Here is a 17,727-nt window from a genome sequence, read left to right on the forward strand (position 1 = left end):
CGTCCAGACGAGTGCAGGGAGGGCGTGGGCGCGCCCGCTAGACTGCGCGCGTGAATGCCCGCGTGAACGACGACGGCACCGGCGGCAGCGGCCTGCCCGGCCTCTCCAGGGACGCCCTGCCGGGACGCCCGCCCCTCCGTGACCTGCCGCTCACGGTGCTGGTCGGCGTGACCGGCGTCGGCAAGAGCACCGCGCTCGCCGCGCTGGGCGACGTGCGCGTCCTGCCGGACCGGCGCGAGGTGACGGACGCCGTCATGATCGCGGCCCTCGCCGGTCGGCCCGTCACGGACCGCGAGGAACGCTTCGCGCTCACCGCCCGCTACCGCGAGACGCACCCCGGCGGGATGGCGCAGGCGCTCGGGTCGCTGCACGCCGACCCGGCCGTATGGCCGCTCCCGCTGGTGTTCGACGGGCTGCGCGGGCAGGACGAGGTGCAGTACGCCGCCGCGCACTTCCCGGCGTGGCGTTTCGTGTCGCTGCACGCGCCGGACCCGCTGCGCGTGCGCCGCCTGCTGGGCCGCGCCGACCGCTTCGACCGGGTGAGCGCCACCGGCCCGGACGGCACGCCGGACCTCCGCTCGGCCCTCGCCCTGCTGAACGGCGTGCGGGACGTGTTCACGCCCGCCGAACTGGACGCGCTGGCCGCCCTGACGGACGAGGGGCACGCCCCGGACGACGTGCTCGCCAAGACGCGCATCGTGGTCAGCGAGCGCCGCAACTACGACCCGCAGGCGGCCCGCGCCGTGCTGGCCGCCCTGCCCGCCGACCGGCAGATCGACCTGGACACCTCCGTGCTCGGCCCGGACGAGGTCGCGGCCCGCGTGCGCGCGTGGACGGCGCAGCGGTGAGCGCCCACGTCACGCGCCTGGAAGGCGTTCCGTACCGGTTGCCGCTGCACGGCACGCTCGCCTGGGGCAAGGGTTCCAGCCTCAGCGTGGCCGAGCACGTCATCGTGCGCGTGCACCTCAGCGACGGCACGGTGGGGGAGGCCGAAGCGCCGCCGCGCCCCACCATCTACGGCGAGACGACCGCCAGCGTCCTCGGGATCCTGCAGCACCTGCAGCCCGCTCTGACCGGCGTGGACATCACCGACACCGCCCGCCTGGACGCCGCGCGCGGCAGCGTCGTCAACAACCACACGGCGCGCGGCGCGCTCGACATGGCCCTGCACGACGCCCGCGCCCGCAGCGCCGGACGTTCCCTGTTCAGCGACCTGCTCGGCCCGCAGAAGCGCGTGCGGCCCAGCTTCATCCTGGGCATCGCCACGCGCGCCGAGATGCTGGACGAGGCGCGCCGCGTGGTGCAGGCCGGAGTGCGCGTCCTGAAGGTCAAGGTGGGCCGCGACCACGCCCAGGACCTCCTGCTGATCCGCGAACTGCGCGCCGAGTACGGCGACAGCGTGCAGCTGTACGCCGACAGCAACGAGACGCTCACCCCGCAGCTCGCGCCGGACGCGCTGAGCGCCATGCGGGACGCCGGACTCACGTACGTGGAGGAACCGCTCCCCGTGCGCCTGCTGCGCGAACGGGCCGAGCTGCGCGCCCGCCGTATCCTGCCGGTGGTGGGGGACGACAGCTGCTTCACGCCCGCCGACCTGGAGCGCGAACTGGCCTTCGGGACCATCGATATCCTGAACATCAAGACGGCCCGCAACGGCTTCACGGACAGCCTCGCCATGCTGGCGCGCGCGCGCGAGGCGGGGCTGGGCGTCATGATCGGCTCGCAGGCCAGCACCGGCCTGGGCACCGTGCACGCGGCCCTGATGGCGTCTCAGGCAGGCGTGACGGAACCGTCCGAGCTGAGCTTCGTGCTGAAGGTGCAGGACGACCTGCTGACCGGCCCCATCACCTTCCGGGACGGGTGGCTGGACGTGGCCGCGCTGAGCGGGCTGCGGGTGGACGACGCGAAACTCCGCCGGTACCGGCTCGACTGAACCCGGAGGCCTGTCACCCGGCGCGGGCCGGAGCAGGGGAGGGAGCCATTCACACGCGGTCCGTTCACTTCCCGGACCGCCTGTGGTGCCTTTTCGTTCCACCCGGACCGAACCCGCATGTACCGCGGGATTCCACCGGAACCCGGATCAGGCGGTGCGGTTGTGGCCGTGCAGGAGGGTGTGCAGCAGCATCGCGAAGATGCCGGTGGCGAGCAGGAACAGCAGGATCAGCAGTTCCGGACGGGGCTCCTGGCGGTAGCCGTACGCGCCGAGCAGGTGGAACAGGATCAGGGTGAGGAGCAGCGCGGGGCGGCGCTCGGGGCGGTTCAGGTAGGCCCAGCTGCCGCCGAGGAAGGCGAAGAGCAGCGGGAGACTCAGGGCGCTCAGCATGTCCACGTCCCGAGTCTGACGCACCTTCATGAAGATTCCTTCATGGGGTAGGGCGCGACTGAATCGTTCCAGTCGCGGCCAGAACGGGATACAGTGGCCCCGAACCTCACCTGCCGGAGACGCCCATGCCCACCCCCGACCCACCCGAACCCGCACACCCCGCCGCCCCCCCAGCCGACCCGGGACCGCCGGGCCACCTGCTGCCCGAACCCGCCGCGCGCCGCACCATGCGACTCTCCATCCTCGAAGGCAGCTTCGCCACGGTCTTCATCAACTGGACGTCCGGCAGCGTCCTCACCGGCTACGCCCTGCACCTCGGCGCGACCCCCACCGCCCTCGGCCTGATCGCCAGCGTCCCCCTGCTCGGACAGGCCGTCAGCCCGCTTGCCGCGTGGCTCGTCGGCCGCCGCGGCCGCCGCAAGGGCGTCGCCGTCGCCACCGCCCTCATCGGCCGCGGCCTGTGGCTCCTCGCCGCCGCCCTCCCGCTGCTCCCCGTTCCCGACGAGGCCCGAAGTGCCCTGCTCGTCGCGATCGTCGCGCTGAGCAGCCTCTTCATCGCCGCGAACGGCGCCCTCTGGACCGCCTGGATGGGCGACGTCGTCCCCTGGAAGGAACGCGGCCGGTACTTCGGCCTGCGGACCGGCGTGCTCGGCATCGTCGGCACCGCCGCCAACCTCGCCGCAGGCGCTTGGCTCGACCGCGTGCAGGCCCCCCTCAGCTTCCAGGCGGTCCTGCTGACGGCCGTCACGTCCGGCCTCGTCGCGGCCGCCATCCTCACCCGCCACGACGAACCGCCGCTCGGCAGCGCCCGGCTCGCCATGCGCTCCACCTTCTCGCTCCCCATGAGCGACCCCACCTTCCGGCGACTCCTGCTGTTCGCCGTGTACTGGTCCTTCGCGGTCATGGTGTCCTCGCCGTTCGTGCTCCCGTACTTCCTGAACCACCTGCACATGACGTACGTGCAGGTCGCCGTATGGAGCGCCATCAGCGCCGTCAGCGCCCTGGTGCTCGCCCCCACCTGGGGACGGCTCGCGGACCGCGTCGGCAACCGGCCCGTGCTGGCCGTCAGCACCTTCCTCGCCGGGACGCTCCTGCCGCTCACGTGGATGCTCGCCGCGCCGGGCCACCTGTGGCCCATCTGGCTGAGCGGCGTGGTGGACGCCCTCGTGTGGAGCGCCATCAACCCCGGCATCTTCAACCTCAGCCTCGCCACCACGCCCCGCGAGAACCGCGCGGCCTTCATCGCCGTGTTCAGCGCCCTGACCGGCGTGGCCGGATTTCTGGGCGGCCTCGTGTCCGGCCCGCTCCTCGACCTGTACCGCGCCCTGAGCCCCGCCGCGACCGGCTGGACGGCGTACCACACGCTCTTCACGACCAGCGCCGTGCTGCGGATGCTCGCGTGGACACTGCTGCGCCGCGTGCCCGAGGACGGCGCGTGGCGCACCCGCGAGCTGCTCAGCCGCCACCTGCGCCGCCTGACGCTCCCGCGCCCCCCGCTGCGCTGGCCCGCCAGACGACGCTGACCCCCGCCCCGGAGGTGCGTGGCGGTCAGGGTTTGCGCGTCACGGATGCGTACGCCTGCGTCGGCACGCCCGCCGCGTCCACCGTGAAGGCCCGCAGCGTCAACGCGTCCCGCGTGAACGACATCCAGAAGAAGCCCGGCGTGTTCATCGCCTGAAACTCGCTCGGCGTGCGGCCCGGTCCCGGCCCCGTCACCTCGCCCGCCGCGCCCGACACGATCAGGCGCGTGCCCGGACACGCCGCGTTGTCCGCCGGGAACACCTGCAGCGTGTGATCGTGCCCCGCCGCGATCACGTCCGCCCGCCCGCACGCCGCGTCACGGTACAGCGCCCGCACCGGCTCGCCGCCCGCCCACGGCAGCAGCCGCCCGTACGTGTACGACCCGGCACTCCCGTGCAGACCGTTGTTCAGCAGCGGGTGATGCCCCACCACCACGTTCCAGCGCGCCGCGCTGCCCGCCAGCGCCCCCCGCAGCCAGTCGCGCTGGGCGCGCTCGAACGGCCCGCCCGGCCGGAACACCGGATCGCGGTTCGGGAGGTACGACGCGAGCGGCGACGTGTCCACCACGAACACCTGCAGCAGGTCCGCCCACGCCGCCCGGTAGAAGTGCGCAGGCATCACCCACTGCGGGTCCAGCCGCGCGTACCCCAGTTCGCTCTCCAGCCCCGCCGGGTCCGCCCCGTCCCCGCCCTGCACCCACGACTCGTCGTGATTCCCGGCCGCCATCAGGAACGGCACGCCGATCTCGCCGTACAGCGCCGCGAACCGATCCCGGAACAGCGGCGACCGCGCGTCCGGCGGGGCCTTCGGGTAGAAGTTGTCCCCCATCCCGAGCCCCAGGTCGCAGCCCAGGTCCCGGCACATGGCCCGCATGGCGCGCGCCACCGCGTCCTGCACCGCCCCGCCCTTCCCCTGATCCCCCATCACGATCACCCGCACCGTGTCCGCCCCCGCCGGGGCAGGCAACGTGAGCGCCACGTCCGGAAAGACGCGCGTGGTCGTCGAGGCAGGCGCGCACGCCGCGAGCAGCAGAGGCAGAAGCAGCAGGGAACGCATACCCCGATCATACGGATTCGGGGGACGCCCGTTCACGGCCCGGCCATCCCCCGAATGAAACGCAGCGCAGCAGGCCCCGGATCAGACGCCCGTGGCAGCCACCGCGCCCAGCAGTGCCAGCGGGGCCGTCTCGGCCCGCAGGATGCGCGGCCCGAGCGTCACGGACACGAAACCCGACGCGGTCAGCGCCGCCACCTCCGCATCCGAGAACCCGCCCTCCGGGCCGCTCACGAACGTCACGGGCGCACTCCAGTCGAGCGAGTCCGTAACGCGCGCCGCGCTCCCCGGGTGCGCCAGGAACCCCTGCCCGTCCAGCACGAGTTTCGACACCGGGATGGGGGCCAGCACGTCCGGCGTCACGGCCCGCCGCGACTGCTTGCTCGCCTCGGCCGCCACGCGCCGCAGCCGCACCAGCTTCGCGTCCCCGATCTCCGGCACGTCCGCGTACCGCGTCTGCAGCAGCTGCACGCGCGCCACCCCGAGTTCCGTCGCGGCGCGCACCACGTCACTCAGCTTGTCTCCCTTCAGCAGCGCGACGGCCAGCGTGACCGGCTGCGGCGTCTCGCGGTCGTTCTCGACGCGTTCGCCCAGCTCCAGCATCGCGCCGCCCTCGTCCAGCCGGATCACGGTCGCGCGCGCCTCGCCGCCCTCCCCGTCGAACACCTGCACCTGAGCGCCCACCCGCAGCCGCAGCACCCGCAGGTGCTGACTTTCCTGCGGGTCGAGCGGCATCACGCGCGCCAGCGCCGGGACCTTCACGCGGTGCACGGCTCAGCGCCCGGCGTTGCGGGCCGTCACGAGCGCCCACTCGCCGTCCAGCCGCTCCACCACGTCCGTGAAGCCCTCACGGTCCAGCGCGTCCCGCACGAGCGGCAGCTTCGACTCCAGAATGCCCGTCAGCACGAGCGGCCCACCCGGCACGAGCGCCTCACGGTAATCACCGGCCAGCAGGTCGTGCAGTTCGGCGTACAGGTTCGCGACCAGCACCCCGTACCGGTCCTCGTCCTCGAAGGCCTCCCCGTCCAGCGTCCCCTCACGGAAGTCCAGCTGGCCACCCTGAGGTCCCGTCAGGCCGTCCTCGCCGCGCGTGAAGCCGTTCAGCTCCGCGTTCTCGAACGCGACCGGGATGGTGAGCGGATCGATATCCACGCCAAGCGCGCTCTCCGCGCCCAGCAGGCTCGCCGCCATCGCCAGCACGCCCGAACCCGTCCCCACGTCCAGCACGCGCTCGCCGCGCAACTCCAGCACGCTGAGCGCCTCGATCGCCATGCGCGTCGTCGCGTGATGCCCCGTCCCGAACGCCATGCCCGGCTCGATGATCAGCGTCAGCTGCCCCTGCGGCACGTCCTGCACCAGCCACGACGGCACGACCGTCACGCGGCCCGCCTGCACCGGCTTCAGGCCCAGCTTCCAGTCCGCCTGCCAGTCCCGGTCCGGCTCGTCCACCCACTCGCCGCCCGCGAGGCCCGGCACGTCGTCCAGCGGGACGCGCCCGTCGAAGTACGCGCGCAGGAACCCCTGACGTTCCTCCAGGCCGCCCGCGCCCGCGTCCCACAGCGCGGCGGTGAGTTCTTCGTTGTCCAGCGATCCAGGCACACGGTAAACCAGCATGAGCGCAGTGTACCGGGCGAGGGCCCGACCGGATGCCCCGGCCCGCACGCTGAATAGCCCACCCGTCCCGGCCACGCGGAACGGGACGCTACACTGCACCCCATGAAACTCGCCATCGTAGGCGTCGGCAAGCTGGGCCTGTCACTGCTGGAAGGCATCCTGAAACGCGGCGTGCTCCCCCCGTCCGAGATCGGCCTGATGGACGCCAACACCACCCGCGCCGCGCAGCTCGCCGAGAAGTACGGCACGCAGCACCTCAAAGGCAACCAGCTGAACGGCGCGGGCCGCGTCCTCGTGAGCGTCCAGCCGCGCGTGTTCCCCGAGATCGCCGAGTGGCTCGCGCAGCCCTCCACCGGGTACATCAGCACCATGGCGGGCGTCAGCACCGCGACCCTCACGCGCCGCCTCGGCACGAAACGCGTCGTGCGCGTCATGCCGAACCTCGCCGCCACCATCGGCCGCGCCCAGACGGCCATCACCGCGCCCAGGGAAGCGCAGGACGCGGGCGACCTCGACTTCGCGCGCAGCCTGTTCGGCGCGGTCGGCGAGGTATACGAACTGCCCGAACATCTCTTCAACGCCTTCACCGGCATGAGCGCCTCCGGACCCGCCTACCTCGCGGTGGTCGCCGAAGCGCTCGCGGACGGCGGCGTCCGCATGGGCCTCCCGCGCGCCCTCGCGCAGGAACTCGCCGCGCGCCTCCTGAGCGCCAGCGGCGAACTGCTGCTGCAGCGCGCCCACCCCGGCATGCTGAAAGACGAGGTCGCCAGCCCCGGCGGCACCACCATCGCGGGCCTCGAAGCGCTGGAACAGGCGGGCGTCCGTGGTGGCCTCATCGCCGCCGTGGTCGCCGCCACCCGCAGAGGCACCGAACTCGGCCACGACCAGGAATGACCCGGACCCCACCCGGAACGCCGGACGCGCCCGTCGATTTCGGGCGCGTCCGGCGTTCCCCGGGTGTGAGTTCTTCGTGCGGCGTCAGGTGAGGCGGGCGTCTATGATGGCGTGATGCGCCGTTCTCCTGCCGCCCTGCTGCCGCTCCTGTGTTTCCTCGCCGTGCCTGCGGGGGCCGACAGTTACTTCCCGAACACGACGGGACTGTCGTGGCGGTACTCGAACGGCGAGGTGCAGTCCGCCGGGAAGCCCCGCGTGCTGCGCGGCGTGAGCGTGATCCCGGTCGGGCACAGCGTGTACGGGAAGCTGGTGTCGGAAGACTACCTGGAGTACACGGCGGCGGGCGTGTTCCTGCGGGGCGTGCAGTCGGGCGGGCGGCTGAACTGGTACTCGCCGCCGCTGCAGGTGTACCCGGCCGCGCCGCTCGTGCCGGGCCAGGTGTGGACGTCCGTCACGTCCGGCGGCCTGAAACTTAGTGGCCGCGTGGTGGGCACGCAGGCCCTGCGGACGCAGTCGGGGAGCTACAACGCGTTCGTGGTGCGCAGCGAGGTGACGGCCGGCGGGACAGGGCCGGGCGTGCAGGCGTCCAGCACGCAGTACGCGTACTTCGTGCCGGGCCTGGGCGTCGTGCGTTACCAGACGGCGGACGGCAGCACGGTCGACCTGCTGAAGTGACACGCCCGGACAGGTTCCCGCTTCAGGAGGGGAACCGTCCGGGCGGTGCAGGCGGTCAGAAGCTGCTGCTGCCGCCGACGCGCACGCCCTGGTAGTACGCGTAGGACGCCGCGTAGCACGCGGGGCGCTTCAGGAAGCTCTTGGCGGCGCAGATGCCGTCCATGTTGGCGTGGAAGACCTCGTCGGTGGTCTTGCGGTTGGCGTCCGTGCGCTCGTAGACCTTCAGGTTGCGGTACCCGAAGTCGTGGACGTTGCAGGCGGGCCGGAAGTCCTCCCGGTAGCCCAGGCCGAGCCCGTCGGGCGCGCTGCAGCCGTCACGGGTCCAGTCGAGGCCGGGGTAGGGGAGGGCCGTGACGCTGTACCGGGCGTACTGCGCGTCGTAGTTGGGGACGCTGCCCCACCCGACGCTCTTGACGTACGCGAGGCGGTCGCCGTCCAGGCTCAGGCCGGTCAGGGTGGGCACGGCGACGGTGGGGGCCTGTGCGGCGCGCTCGCCGTACGCGACCTGCAGGGCCGCGAGGAGGCCCGGGTCGTCGCCGTAGCGGGCGAGGATGGCCTGGCTGCCCGCGTCCTGCAGTTCGGGGCGGGCGGCGTACCCGGCGGCGTCCTGCGCGGCGGGCGTGGCCTGCTGACCGCACGCGGCGAGAAGGGTGGCGAGAATCAGGGCGCTGAGGGTCTTCTGCATGTCGTCCTCCGGGGTCCGGTGCGGTGTGGGCGGCGTTCCGTCCGCGTCCGGGCGTGACCGGGAGCGGCGGGCATGGGCAGGGCTGCAGGTCCCGTGACGGTCACGGGATCCGCGTGAATTGTCAGACGCTTCACTCTACTGCCCCCGGCAGTGTCGCGGGAGACCGTCAATGCCGGGTCAGGTGCGGATATTCCGCCCCCGCCTGCCCGCCGGGAACTCGGGTCAGTCCTTGAGGTTCTTCTTCTTGCGTCGCCCGTAGCTGAGGAGGTCCACGTACATGCGGGACCGGTACCCGACGCCCTTCCAGAAGCCGCGCTTCTCTTCCTTCATGACCTGTGCGAGGTTCGGGAGTTCCACGTAATCCCAGCGGACGCCGCCCGCCTTGAGCGCGTCGGTGATGGCGGGTTCCGGCCAGCGTTCCTGCCCGAGGCGCGGCACGTGCAGCAGCCACGCGCGCCTGCACGCGCGCTGCCCGGACAGGTGCGGCGTGAGCTTGTTGCCGAGGTCCGTCATGAGGCCGCCCCCCTCGAAGATGCCGATGCTCATGTCGAGCCGCCCCGCGAGGACCGGGGCGAGCAGGATGTTCAGGTGCTCGAGTGTCAGGCCGATCAGGTCCGCGTCCAGCATCACGACGTACTCGGCGTCCGTGGCGTTCAGGGCGGCATGCAGCGCGGCACCCTTGCCGCCGTTGGGGTTCAGTTCCACGACGTGCGCGCCCGCGTCCCGAGCGACCTGCGCCGTCCGGTCGCTGCTGCCGTCCGACGCGACGACCACGTCCGGCGTGAGCTGCAGGGCCGCCCGCACCACCTGTGCGACGGTCTGTTCTTCGTTGTAGGCGGGGATGACGACCGCGATCTTGGCTGGGGTCATGGCTGGTGGGTCAGAACCGGGGGTCCGGCGGGAGATGTGAGGCCCGGCGGGCCCGTCCGTGCGAACTATAGCGGCTGACAGGCCCCCGCCGCACGGGTCCCGCCCCCATCACCGTCAGTGCGCCACCGTCAGAAGAAGCGGCTCAGGTCGCGTACCACCACGAACAGGGACAGCAGCATCACCAGGCCGAACCCGGCGGTCGTCACGGCACTCTCCTGCCGGAACGTGAGGGGCCGCCCGCGCAGCACGCCGACCAGCACGAGCAGGATGCGCCCGCCGTCCAGGCCCGGGATGGGCAGCAGGTTGAAGAACCCCAGCGACAGGTTGATGGTCGCGCCGATCAGCACGAGCGCCCACCCGCCGAGCTTCGCGGCCTCCGACACCACCTGCCCTGTCCCGACCGGCCCGACCACGCCCTGATCCTGACTGAGGTTCAGGGTGAAGAACCGCGCGAACAGGTTCCCGAAGGCCTTCAGCACGGACGGGACCGCCTGCACGATGGTGCGGCCCGACTCGGCCAGCGCGCCCGGCAGCCCGACGCGCTGCACCTTCACGTCCGCGCCGTACGCGATGCCGAGCCGCGCCCGCTGACCGTTCACGGTGGGCGTCCAGTCGAACCGGATGTCCTGCACCTTCCCGGCGCGCTCCACCGTGAAGGTGTGCGGCCCGGCCACCGTCAGGGCACGCTGCACGCGCGTCCAGCCGCCCACCTGTTCGCCCTTCACCGTCTCCTGCACCGGCAGCGCCTGCCCGTCGATGGCGGTCACCACGTCCCCCGACCGGAACCCGAGGCTCTGCGCGCGCGAGTCCGGCACCACGCTGCTGATCACGGCCCGGTTCGCGCGGAGCGACTGCACGCCGTTCGCCCAGAAGTTCCCGCCCAGCAGCAGGAACGCCAGCAGCAGGTTCATGACGGGACCGGCCAGCAGGATCGCCACCTTGCCCCAGGCGGGCAGCAGCGCGTACCCGTGCTTCGCGCTGTCCATGCGGCCGTCCTCCAGGGTGTCGGGCGCCATGCCGTCGATCTCCACGTACCCGCCGATGGGCAGCAGCGACACCCGCCACTCCGTGCCGCGCCACTGCCTGCGCGCCAGCACCGGACCCATCCCCACGCTGAAGCTGTTGACCTTCACGCCCTGCAGTTTCGCGCCCCAGTAGTGCGCGAGTTCGTGCATGAACGTCGCCAGCGCGATGATCACGAGCGTCCACACGATGCCCTGCGGCGTCAGCGCCTGCGCGATCGCCTGGAAGAAATTCACGCGCGCACCCCCGCCGCGATCAGCTCATGCGTCCGGGCGCGCGCCCACGCGTCCGCGTCCCGGATGGCGTCCCAGCCGAGCGCCTGCTGCGGCACCTCGTCCAGCACGCCCTCGATCACGCGCGCGATGCCGGGGAAATCCAGGCGGCCCGCCAGGAACGCGTCCACCGCCACCTCGTCCGCCGCGTTCAGGGCGGTGGGAGCCACGCCGCCCAACTCGCCCGCACGGTACGCCTGCGCCAGCGCCGGGAAGCGCTGCAGGTCCGGCTCGCGGAACTCCAGCGTGCCCAGCAGCGGCCAGCCCAGGTGCCCCGCCACTTCCGGCCCGCGCCGCACCGTGCCCGGCTGCCCCGGCGCCTGCATCCCGGTGGGCGCGGCGTCCAGCGCGTACGCGATCGCGAGCCGCATGTCCGTCGGCCCGAGGTTCGCCTTCAGCGACCCGTCCCGGAAGCGGATGAGGGCGTGCACGATGCTCTGCGGATGCACCGTCACCCGCACCCGCGACAGCGGCACGCCGTACAGGCTGGCGCACTCCAGCACCTCCAGCCCCTTGTTCAGCAGGGTGGCGCTGTCGATGCTGATCTTGCGGCCCATGTCCCAGTTCGGGTGCTTCAGGGCCTGCGCGGGCGTCACGCCGCCCAGGTCGGCCGGACCGTCCCGGAACGGCCCGCCGGACGCCGTCAGGATCAGTTCCGCCACGTCCTCCACACGCTCACCCACCAGGCACTGATAGATGCCCGTGTGCTCCGAATCGACCGGCACGACGCGCCCCCCGCCCACCTGCGCCGCCTCCCAGATCAGCAGGCCCGCCGTCACCATCGCCTCCTTCGTGGCGAGCGCCACGCTGCGCCCCGCCTGCAGCGCCGCACGCGTCGGCTCCAGCCCGATCAGGCCACTCATGGCGTTCACGGTCACGTCGGCCGGCAGGACCGCGATCTCGGACGTGTCCGAAACGACGCGCACGCCACTCAGGCGCGCCCGCGCGTCCGCCAGCACCTCCGGCGCGACACTCACCACCTCCGGACGGAACTCCCGCACCTGCGCGTCCAGCAGGTCGAGATTCCGTCCGGCGGCGAGGGCCGCCACCGTATAGCCGCGCTCGCGGGCCACGTCGAGGGTCTGCGTGCCGATGGAACCGGTCGAACCGAGCAGGGTGAGGCGCATCTGACCTCCAGTCTGCCGCACGTTGATGAGCCGCGCTGGAAGAGAACCCACGGTGACGCCCCCCGGTGTGCTTCCATGAAGGCATGAACGAGCACCCCCTGCAGGGCACCATCACGGACGTCGTGCCGCTCGGCCACCGCCTCCTGCTCAGCGTGCGCGGTCTGGGCGGCCGGCCCGCCCTGCCCACCGACGCGCAGGTCATCCAGACCGGCGAGCGCCTGCGCCTCCTCGACCAGCCGCACAGCCCCACCCTGTGGCTGCACGGCGAAGTGACGCTCCTGGCCGAACCGCACGGCGAAACGAACTGGCGCACCTGGACGGGCAAGACCCTCGCCGTGGCCGAGGTCGAGGAACCCTAGGCGGTCAGTCCGAGCGCCTGACCCGCATACACTGGGCCTCTTCGCGTCCAGCACTGGCCGGGGAACTGGTGGTCGTCAGCCCCTTCAGCGTGGGCAGCGCGTAACGGGTGGTCGTCACCGTCCGGCGCTTCTGCTGTCCCTGCATGTCGAAGAGTTGATCCTGCGCGGCCACGCACAGGTTGCCGCGGTCCAGCCACAGCCGCGTGATGACAGACACAGACTGCGTCACGCCGGGCTCGATCAGGGGGGGCGCAGGGGTGGCGACCCGTACGCCGCCCGACAGGTTCCACCGCCGCACCGTGTTCGTGCCCGCGCCGATCAGGGAGCGGCCATCGGCAGACCACAGCAGACGCAGGACGCTGCTGTTCTTCAGGGTGATGGTCGGCAACCCGGGGCGTGCCAGATGCACCTCGCAGAACCTGAAGCCGGGGGGTTCGTAACAGAAGCGCACGGCGGCCGCGTCGCCCCGGGGTGAGACCAGGGTGTCCTGCACGAGCCACGGGAAGTCCGGATGGCCCGCACTGTCGGCGGGTCCGGTGACGGTGACGCGTTCTCCACTCTTGAAGACGATCACGGCTGCCGGGGGTGGCGGGAGCGTGACGGCGGCCAGCAGCAGGGCGAGCATGCCACATGCTGGACGTTCCGTCTGACCCCGGGATGACCGCAGGCCGGGGAACCTTCATTCAGGCTCCCCGGCTCGCGGCTATGGATGGGTGGGCGTGTGGCCCGTGTTCAGTCGTGGGCACCGGCGAACTGCTGCGCTTCGGTGCTGCCCTTGAGGGCGGTGGTGCTGCTCTGTCCGCCGCCGGCGGCGGTGGCGACGAGGTCGAAGTACCCGGTGCCGACCTCGCGCTGGTGCTTGACGGCGGTGAAGCCGCGTTCCTGGGCGGCGAACTCGCGTTCCTGCAGTTCCACGAAGGCCGTCATCTGGTTGCGGGCGTAGCCGTACGCGAGGTCGAACATGCTCATGTTCAGGCTGTGGAATCCGGCGAGCGTGATGAACTGGAACTTGTAGCCCATCTTGCCGAGTTCCACCTGGTACCTGGCGATGGTGTCGTCGTCGAGGTTCTTCTTCCAGTTGAAGCTGGGGCTGCAGTTGTACGCGAGGAGCTTGCCGGGGAACCTGGCGTGCACGGCTTCCGCGAATCTGCGGGCGTCTTCGAGGTTCGGGACGCTGGTCTCGCACCAGATGACGTCGGCGTAGGGGGCGTAGGCGAGGGCGCGGCTGATGGCCTGTTCGATGCCGGGCCTGACGTAGTAGAAGCCTTCGGGGGTGCGTTCGCCGGTGGTGAAGGGGCGGTCGTTGTCGTCGATGTCGCTGGTGAGGAGGTTGGCGGCGTCGGCGTCGGTGCGGGCGATCAGGACGGTGGGGACGCCGCTGACGTCGGCGGCGAGGCGCGCGGCGTTCAGGGTGCGGATGAACTGGCTGGTGGGCACGAGGACCTTCCCGCCGAGGTGACCGCACTTCTTCTCGCTGGCGAGCTGATCCTCGAAGTGCACGCCTGCCGCTCCGGCCTCGATCATGGCTTTCATCAGTTCGAAGGCGTTGAGGGGGCCGCCGAAGCCCGCCTCGGCGTCCGCGACGATCGGCGCGAAGTAGTCGATGCTGACGTCGCCTTCGCTGGTGGCGATCTGGTCGGCGCGGCGCAGGGTGTTGTTGATGCGTTTGACGACGTCGGGGACGGACGAGGCGGGGTAGAGGCTCTGGTCGGGGTACATCTGCCCGGCGTTGTTGGCGTCGCCGGCGACCTGCCAGCCGGACAGGTAGATGGCTTTCAGTCCGGCCTTGACCTGCTGCATCGCCTGGTTGCCGGTGAGGGCGCCGAGGGCGTTCACGAAGGGTTCTTCCTTCATGAGGCGCCAGAGTTTCTGCGAGCCGTGCTTGGCGAGGGTGTGTTCGATCATGAGGCTGCCGCGCAGCTGGATGACGTCGTCGGCGCTGTAGTTGCGGCGGATGCCCTGCCAGCGTTCCTCGGTCTTCCAGGTCTTTTCGAGGATTTCGGCGTTGGTGCGGGGGGTGGGGGTCATGGTGGTGCCTCCTGTGCGTGTGGGTTGGGGGGTGCCGCTTGGCTTGACCTCATGGTGTCACCGCGCTCCTGCCGGACTGGTGTTGTAAATCGTGGAGGTCTGGAGTCCATGCGGCTACAGGTACACCGGTTTACCGGTTTAATTGCATCTGGGTAAACCACTTGGCGCAAACGGCACCGCCCCCACTCCACCAACTCCGTTCAGACCGGCTGGCCGCCCGCCACGCCCAGCGCGTCCCGCAGCCGGAGCGCCTGCACGTTCAGGCCCGGGAACAGCGCGGCCGCCGCCGCCTCCCCGCCGTCCAGACGCTCCAGCAGCATCCCCACCTCACGCCACACCTGCCCCTGGAACGCCCGCAGCGGCGCCTCGCCCGCCGCGTCCCGCAGCCACGCCAGCGTCCCCCCCAGGCTCCCGCTCCCGCCCTCCAGCAGCAGGCAGCGGGCCTCCAGCGTCAGCAGCAGCGCGTGCAGGCCCGGGTCCGGCTCCTGCGCCTCACCCAGTCCCGACGCCACGCGCCGCAGCAGCGCGTGCCCACGGTTCACCTCGTGCAGCGCGGCCCCCACCCCGCCTCCGCGCAGGTGCGCGTCGGCCAGCGTGGCGCGCGCCTGCGCCTCCGCGTACGGGTGATCCGTCATCCTGAGCGCCCGCCGCGCGAACGCCTCGGCCCGCGCCGGGTCCGGGTCCGCCAGCGCCCGTGACAGCAGGATGTCGAAGGTCAGCACCTGCTCCCGGTCCAGCCCGCCCGACACCGCCGACAGCAGCGCGTCCAGCACGCGCCGCGCCTGCACCAGATCCGCGTGGTCCTCCTGCACGCCCCCGAACGGCTGCTGGTACGGGCGTCCCGCGCCGCGCGTCAGGTACGCCAGCGCCACCCGGTACTGCGTGCGCCGCTCCCGGTACGCGGCCTCCGCGTGCCGCTGCCCCGGCTCGCCCAGCAGCTGCAGCGCGCTCGCCGCGACGCGCAGCGCCTCGTCCGGCCGGAACAGCGACAGCAGCACCGGCACGCTCTCCGACTCCAGCCGCGCCCGCAGCACCGGGTCCGCGTCGCCCGCCTGCGCCGTCGCCCGCCGCGACCACACGAGCGCCTCCTGCGCCCTCCCCAGCCGCCGCAATGCCGTCGCCACGCGCGCCTGCACCCGCGCCTGCTCCTCCGGCGCGCCCTGCTCCTGCGTCAGCCGCTCCGCCGCGTCCAGCAGGCGCTCCAGCGCCGCCGCCGGTTGCCCCAGCCGCAGGCGCAGGTCCCCTTCCTGGTACCGGGCGCGGGCCGACAGCAGCGGGTGACTGGCGGGCACGTTGCCCAGCTCCCGCATCGCTTCCGCCCAGCGGCCCGCGTCCTTCGCGATCAGGCCGCGCCACAGGGCCGCGCGCGCCGGGTTGCCGAGCGCGCCGCCCTCCCGAGCGCGCGGGTCCGCCGCGAGCCGCGTCGCCCGGTCCAGATCGCCGCGCCAGCGGGCCAGGGCCGCGCCCACCAGCAGCGCGTCCGCCTGCGCGCCCTGCAGCCAGCGGTCCGGCCCGGCGGCGCTCAGGGGCCGCTGCACCTCCGCGTGCGACAGTTGCGCCTCGGCCGCCTCGAAGTTCCCGCTGTCCACGCTGCTCTCCGCCAGCTTCACGCGCGCCCACGCCCGCACCGCCTCGCGCGGCGAATCCAGCAGCGCGAACAGCGCGTCACGCGCCTGCGGGTGCCCGTACGCGCCGAGCATCGCGTGGTGACTCACCACGGCCCGCGCGAGCGACTCGCGCTCCTCGCCGCGCGCCTGCCCCCGCGCCTGCACCCACAGCAGCGGCGCGTGCCCCAGGCCGCCCGGGTGCGCGTCCAGCCAGCGCGCCACGTCTGCCCAGCGGTCCAGGCGCGCCAGGGCGTTCAGTGGCACGCTGACCGCGTCCGCCGTCCCTGCGTCCGTCCTGACCGTGCCCGGCAGGGTCGCCGCGAGCCGCGTCAGGGCCGCGCGGCGCTCGGCGTCCGGCAGGAGCGGCCGCGCAGCGTCCAGCAGTGCGCCCGACAGCGGGCGCGGGTGCGCGGCGTCCGACTCGTCCAGCAGGGCACGCACGTGTGCGGGCAGCAGGTCGAGCCGCTGCCCGAGCGCCGCCTCCAGCAGCGGCCCCGGCAGCCGCGCCCCGCCCTGCCCGGCACTCACGGTGTCCTGCACGGCACTCAGGGCCGCCAGCAGCCGCACCGCCGCCGGGTCCGACAGCACGCGCTCCAGCGTGTCCTGCCCGGCCTCGCCGCCACTCCCGGCGTTGCGGGCCGCCGCGAGCAGCGTCAGCCGGTCGAGGTTGCGGCCCGTCTGCCGCACCAGTTCGTCCGCGCGGGCCGCCGGGACGCCCAGCTGCGCCATCAGGTACCGCCGCGCCTCGGCAGGCGTGGGCGCCGTCAGGCGAATGTGATCGCCCGGCAGGTCCGGCGGGAGCGCCGACTCGTCCTCGGCGGCCAGCAGCACGTTCAGGCGCTCCGGCGCGAGGCGGTACAGCTGCTCCGCCGCCCACGCCGTCAGCGACACCGTCGCGCCGTCCGCCGCGCGCGGCGGCGAGACCCCGAACTGCCCGTCCGGCAGCACCCGCAGCAGCAGCACCGACCCGTCAGGCAGGCCCTCCAGCAGTGCCCGCGCGGCCCGTGCCTGCCCTTCCGCCTGCACCGCGAACGGCTGCGAACGCTGCACCTGCAGGTCCGGGAAGAGCGGCAGCAGGTCCCCGCCCAGCGTCAGGCGGTGCACGCCCGGCGCCGGGTCCAGCTGCGCGATGGCGCGCTCCAGGTGCGTGCTGAGCAGCGTCTTGCCCGCCCCGGCCGGGCCGCTCACCACCAGTCTCGCCGCGTGCCCGCCCCCTGCGGCGGCCCGCACCGCGCCCAGGAACTGTCGGTACGCGCGCCGCTTCGAGCGGCCCAGCAGTTCCAGTTCCGCGGGAAGCGGCTGCCGCACGCTGACCGGCAGGGGAGGCACGCGCTGCCCGACGCCCGCCGCGAGTTCCGACAGCACGCCGTGCAGCGCCCGCTTGTCCTGCGGCGTCCCGATGTCGCGGTACACGATGTTCCGCACGCTGCTCGGGCTCGCGCCGCGCGCACGCATCGCCTCCTCCAGCCAGCGCAGGCTGCCGCGCACGCCCCACGCCTCCCGCGTGCGCGGCAGCTGCTGCCGCAGCGTCTGCAAGGTCGCCTGCCAGTCCATACTGGAACGCTATCAGGTGCGGCGCTCCCCGGCGCGCCCGGCGCCCGCTCGCCCCCTGCCCTCCAGCCGCCGGACCCTGCAACTCTGCCGGGAACGCCGGGCGCGGGCCGGACCGCTTCATC

The 17,727-nt window shown here is 72.7% G+C and carries 17 protein-coding genes; 6 read left to right on the plus strand and 11 right to left on the minus strand.

All coding sequences use genetic code 11. The features are described 5' to 3' along the window. Nucleotides 1–92: 92 nt before the first annotated feature. Together IEY33_RS19255 and IEY33_RS09555 are read left to right on the plus strand one after the other, a co-directional pair. Nucleotides 93–848, plus strand: a complete 756-nt coding sequence (locus tag IEY33_RS19255) for a DEAD/DEAH box helicase family protein (protein ID WP_229670917.1) — start codon at nt 93–95, stop codon at nt 846–848. Beyond that, entirely contained in the window at nt 845–1,933 is a 1,089-nt protein-coding gene (locus IEY33_RS09555; protein ID WP_229670906.1) for an enolase C-terminal domain-like protein, read from the plus strand. Before IEY33_RS19255 ends, IEY33_RS09555 begins: the two co-directional genes overlap by 4 nt. Before the next feature lie 147 nt (nt 1,934–2,080). Here the strand turns inward: IEY33_RS09555 and IEY33_RS09560 are convergent, their stop codons facing one another. After that, nucleotides 2,081–2,353, minus strand: coding sequence for a hypothetical protein (locus IEY33_RS09560; protein WP_229670907.1), 273 nt, complete (start codon nt 2,351–2,353; stop codon nt 2,081–2,083). A gap of 95 nt (nt 2,354–2,448) precedes the next feature. Here IEY33_RS09560 and IEY33_RS09565 point away from each other — a divergent pair, with 95 nt between their 5' ends. Continuing rightward, nucleotides 2,449–3,846 (plus strand): MFS transporter, encoded by a 1,398-nt coding sequence (locus IEY33_RS09565; RefSeq protein WP_188962779.1) that lies wholly within the window; start codon nt 2,449–2,451, stop codon nt 3,844–3,846. 25 nt (nt 3,847–3,871) lie between these two features. Here the strand turns inward: IEY33_RS09565 and IEY33_RS09570 are convergent, their stop codons facing one another. The 3 genes from IEY33_RS09570 to IEY33_RS09580 form a co-directional block, all read right to left on the minus strand. Next, complete coding sequence (locus IEY33_RS09570) at nt 3,872–4,900, minus strand: metallophosphoesterase (RefSeq protein ID WP_188962781.1); 1,029 nt, start codon at nt 4,898–4,900, stop codon at nt 3,872–3,874. An 81-nt stretch (nt 4,901–4,981) separates the two neighbouring features. Then, nucleotides 4,982–5,668 (minus strand): 16S rRNA (uracil(1498)-N(3))-methyltransferase, encoded by a 687-nt coding sequence (locus tag IEY33_RS09575; RefSeq protein WP_188962783.1) that lies wholly within the window; start codon nt 5,666–5,668, stop codon nt 4,982–4,984. A 3-nt stretch (nt 5,669–5,671) separates the two neighbouring features. Then, nucleotides 5,672–6,511: a 50S ribosomal protein L11 methyltransferase gene (locus IEY33_RS09580; RefSeq protein ID WP_188962786.1), complete on the minus strand. Its 840-nt coding sequence runs from the start codon at nt 6,509–6,511 to the stop codon at nt 5,672–5,674. A gap of 102 nt (nt 6,512–6,613) precedes the next feature. Between IEY33_RS09580 and proC the strand changes: the two genes are divergently transcribed. Together proC and IEY33_RS09590 are read left to right on the plus strand one after the other, a co-directional pair. Continuing rightward, nucleotides 6,614–7,405 carry a pyrroline-5-carboxylate reductase gene (proC, locus tag IEY33_RS09585; RefSeq protein WP_188962788.1) on the plus strand — a complete coding sequence of 264 codons (792 nt, stop codon included), beginning with the start codon at nt 6,614–6,616 and terminating at the stop codon, nt 7,403–7,405. A gap of 114 nt (nt 7,406–7,519) precedes the next feature. Next, nucleotides 7,520–8,080, plus strand: a complete 561-nt coding sequence (locus IEY33_RS09590; RefSeq protein WP_188962790.1) for a hypothetical protein — start codon at nt 7,520–7,522, stop codon at nt 8,078–8,080. A 55-nt stretch (nt 8,081–8,135) separates the two neighbouring features. Here the strand turns inward: IEY33_RS09590 and IEY33_RS09595 are convergent, their stop codons facing one another. The 4 genes from IEY33_RS09595 to dxr all read right to left on the minus strand — a co-directional run bounded on the left by IEY33_RS09595 (nt 8,136) and on the right by dxr (nt 12,057). Then, nucleotides 8,136–8,765 (minus strand): phospholipase A2, encoded by a 630-nt coding sequence (locus IEY33_RS09595; protein WP_188962792.1) that lies wholly within the window; start codon nt 8,763–8,765, stop codon nt 8,136–8,138. Nucleotides 8,766–8,987: 222 nt separating this feature from the next. Beyond that, on the minus strand, nt 8,988–9,635 hold the full coding sequence (locus tag IEY33_RS09600) for a glycosyltransferase family 2 protein (RefSeq protein WP_188962793.1): 648 nt from the start codon (nt 9,633–9,635) through the stop codon (nt 8,988–8,990). Between the two features lie 128 nt (nt 9,636–9,763). Next, nucleotides 9,764–10,894: a M50 family metallopeptidase gene (locus IEY33_RS09605; protein WP_188962795.1), complete on the minus strand. Its 1,131-nt coding sequence runs from the start codon at nt 10,892–10,894 to the stop codon at nt 9,764–9,766. Next, nucleotides 10,891–12,057: a 1-deoxy-D-xylulose-5-phosphate reductoisomerase gene (gene dxr / locus IEY33_RS09610; RefSeq protein ID WP_188962797.1), complete on the minus strand. Its 1,167-nt coding sequence runs from the start codon at nt 12,055–12,057 to the stop codon at nt 10,891–10,893. Before dxr ends, IEY33_RS09605 begins: the two co-directional genes overlap by 4 nt. A gap of 83 nt (nt 12,058–12,140) precedes the next feature. Between dxr and IEY33_RS09615 the strand changes: the two genes are divergently transcribed. Continuing rightward, entirely contained in the window at nt 12,141–12,416 is a 276-nt protein-coding gene (locus tag IEY33_RS09615; protein ID WP_188962800.1) for a hypothetical protein, read from the plus strand. Between the two features lie 4 nt (nt 12,417–12,420). Here IEY33_RS09615 and IEY33_RS09620 read toward each other — a convergent pair whose 3' ends face one another. From IEY33_RS09620 to IEY33_RS09630, 3 genes are all read right to left on the minus strand, one after another. Further along, nucleotides 12,421–13,041 (minus strand): hypothetical protein, encoded by a 621-nt coding sequence (locus IEY33_RS09620; RefSeq protein ID WP_188962802.1) that lies wholly within the window; start codon nt 13,039–13,041, stop codon nt 12,421–12,423. A 107-nt stretch (nt 13,042–13,148) separates the two neighbouring features. Then, the gene (aceA, locus tag IEY33_RS09625) at nt 13,149–14,444 is read right to left on the minus strand and encodes an isocitrate lyase (RefSeq protein WP_188962805.1); all 1,296 of its coding nucleotides are present in this window, start codon (nt 14,442–14,444) and stop codon (nt 13,149–13,151) included. A gap of 200 nt (nt 14,445–14,644) precedes the next feature. Then, nucleotides 14,645–17,605, minus strand: a complete 2,961-nt coding sequence (locus IEY33_RS09630; RefSeq protein WP_188962808.1) for a tetratricopeptide repeat protein — start codon at nt 17,603–17,605, stop codon at nt 14,645–14,647. Nucleotides 17,606–17,727: the final 122 nt, after the last annotated feature.

This window comes from Deinococcus aquiradiocola, from assembly GCF_014646915.1.
GTDB classification, from domain to species: domain Bacteria; phylum Deinococcota; class Deinococci; order Deinococcales; family Deinococcaceae; genus Deinococcus; species Deinococcus aquiradiocola.

Excerpts from the sequence above, each read along its gene's own strand:
- IEY33_RS09620 (WP_188962802.1), bottom strand. The coding sequence starts at position 13,041 with ATGCTCGCCCTGCTGCTGGCCGCCGTCACGCTCCCGCCACCCCCGGCA.
- IEY33_RS09565 (WP_188962779.1), top strand. The coding sequence starts at position 2,449 with ATGCCCACCCCCGACCCACCCGAACCCGCACACCCCGCCGCCCCCCCA.
- proC (WP_188962788.1), top strand. The coding sequence starts at position 6,614 with ATGAAACTCGCCATCGTAGGCGTCGGCAAGCTGGGCCTGTCACTGCTG.
- aceA (WP_188962805.1), bottom strand. The coding sequence starts at position 14,444 with ATGACCCCCACCCCCCGCACCAACGCCGAAATCCTCGAAAAGACCTGG.
- IEY33_RS09590 (WP_188962790.1), top strand. The coding sequence starts at position 7,520 with ATGCGCCGTTCTCCTGCCGCCCTGCTGCCGCTCCTGTGTTTCCTCGCC.
- IEY33_RS09560 (WP_229670907.1), bottom strand. The coding sequence starts at position 2,353 with ATGAAGGTGCGTCAGACTCGGGACGTGGACATGCTGAGCGCCCTGAGT.
- IEY33_RS09615 (WP_188962800.1), top strand. The coding sequence starts at position 12,141 with ATGAACGAGCACCCCCTGCAGGGCACCATCACGGACGTCGTGCCGCTC.
- IEY33_RS09595 (WP_188962792.1), bottom strand. The coding sequence starts at position 8,765 with ATGCAGAAGACCCTCAGCGCCCTGATTCTCGCCACCCTTCTCGCCGCG.
- IEY33_RS09580 (WP_188962786.1), bottom strand. The coding sequence starts at position 6,511 with ATGCTGGTTTACCGTGTGCCTGGATCGCTGGACAACGAAGAACTCACC.
- IEY33_RS09600 (WP_188962793.1), bottom strand. The coding sequence starts at position 9,635 with ATGACCCCAGCCAAGATCGCGGTCGTCATCCCCGCCTACAACGAAGAA.
- IEY33_RS09570 (WP_188962781.1), bottom strand. The coding sequence starts at position 4,900 with ATGCGTTCCCTGCTGCTTCTGCCTCTGCTGCTCGCGGCGTGCGCGCCT.
- IEY33_RS09630 (WP_188962808.1), bottom strand. The coding sequence starts at position 17,605 with ATGGACTGGCAGGCGACCTTGCAGACGCTGCGGCAGCAGCTGCCGCGC.
- dxr (WP_188962797.1), bottom strand. The coding sequence starts at position 12,057 with ATGCGCCTCACCCTGCTCGGTTCGACCGGTTCCATCGGCACGCAGACC.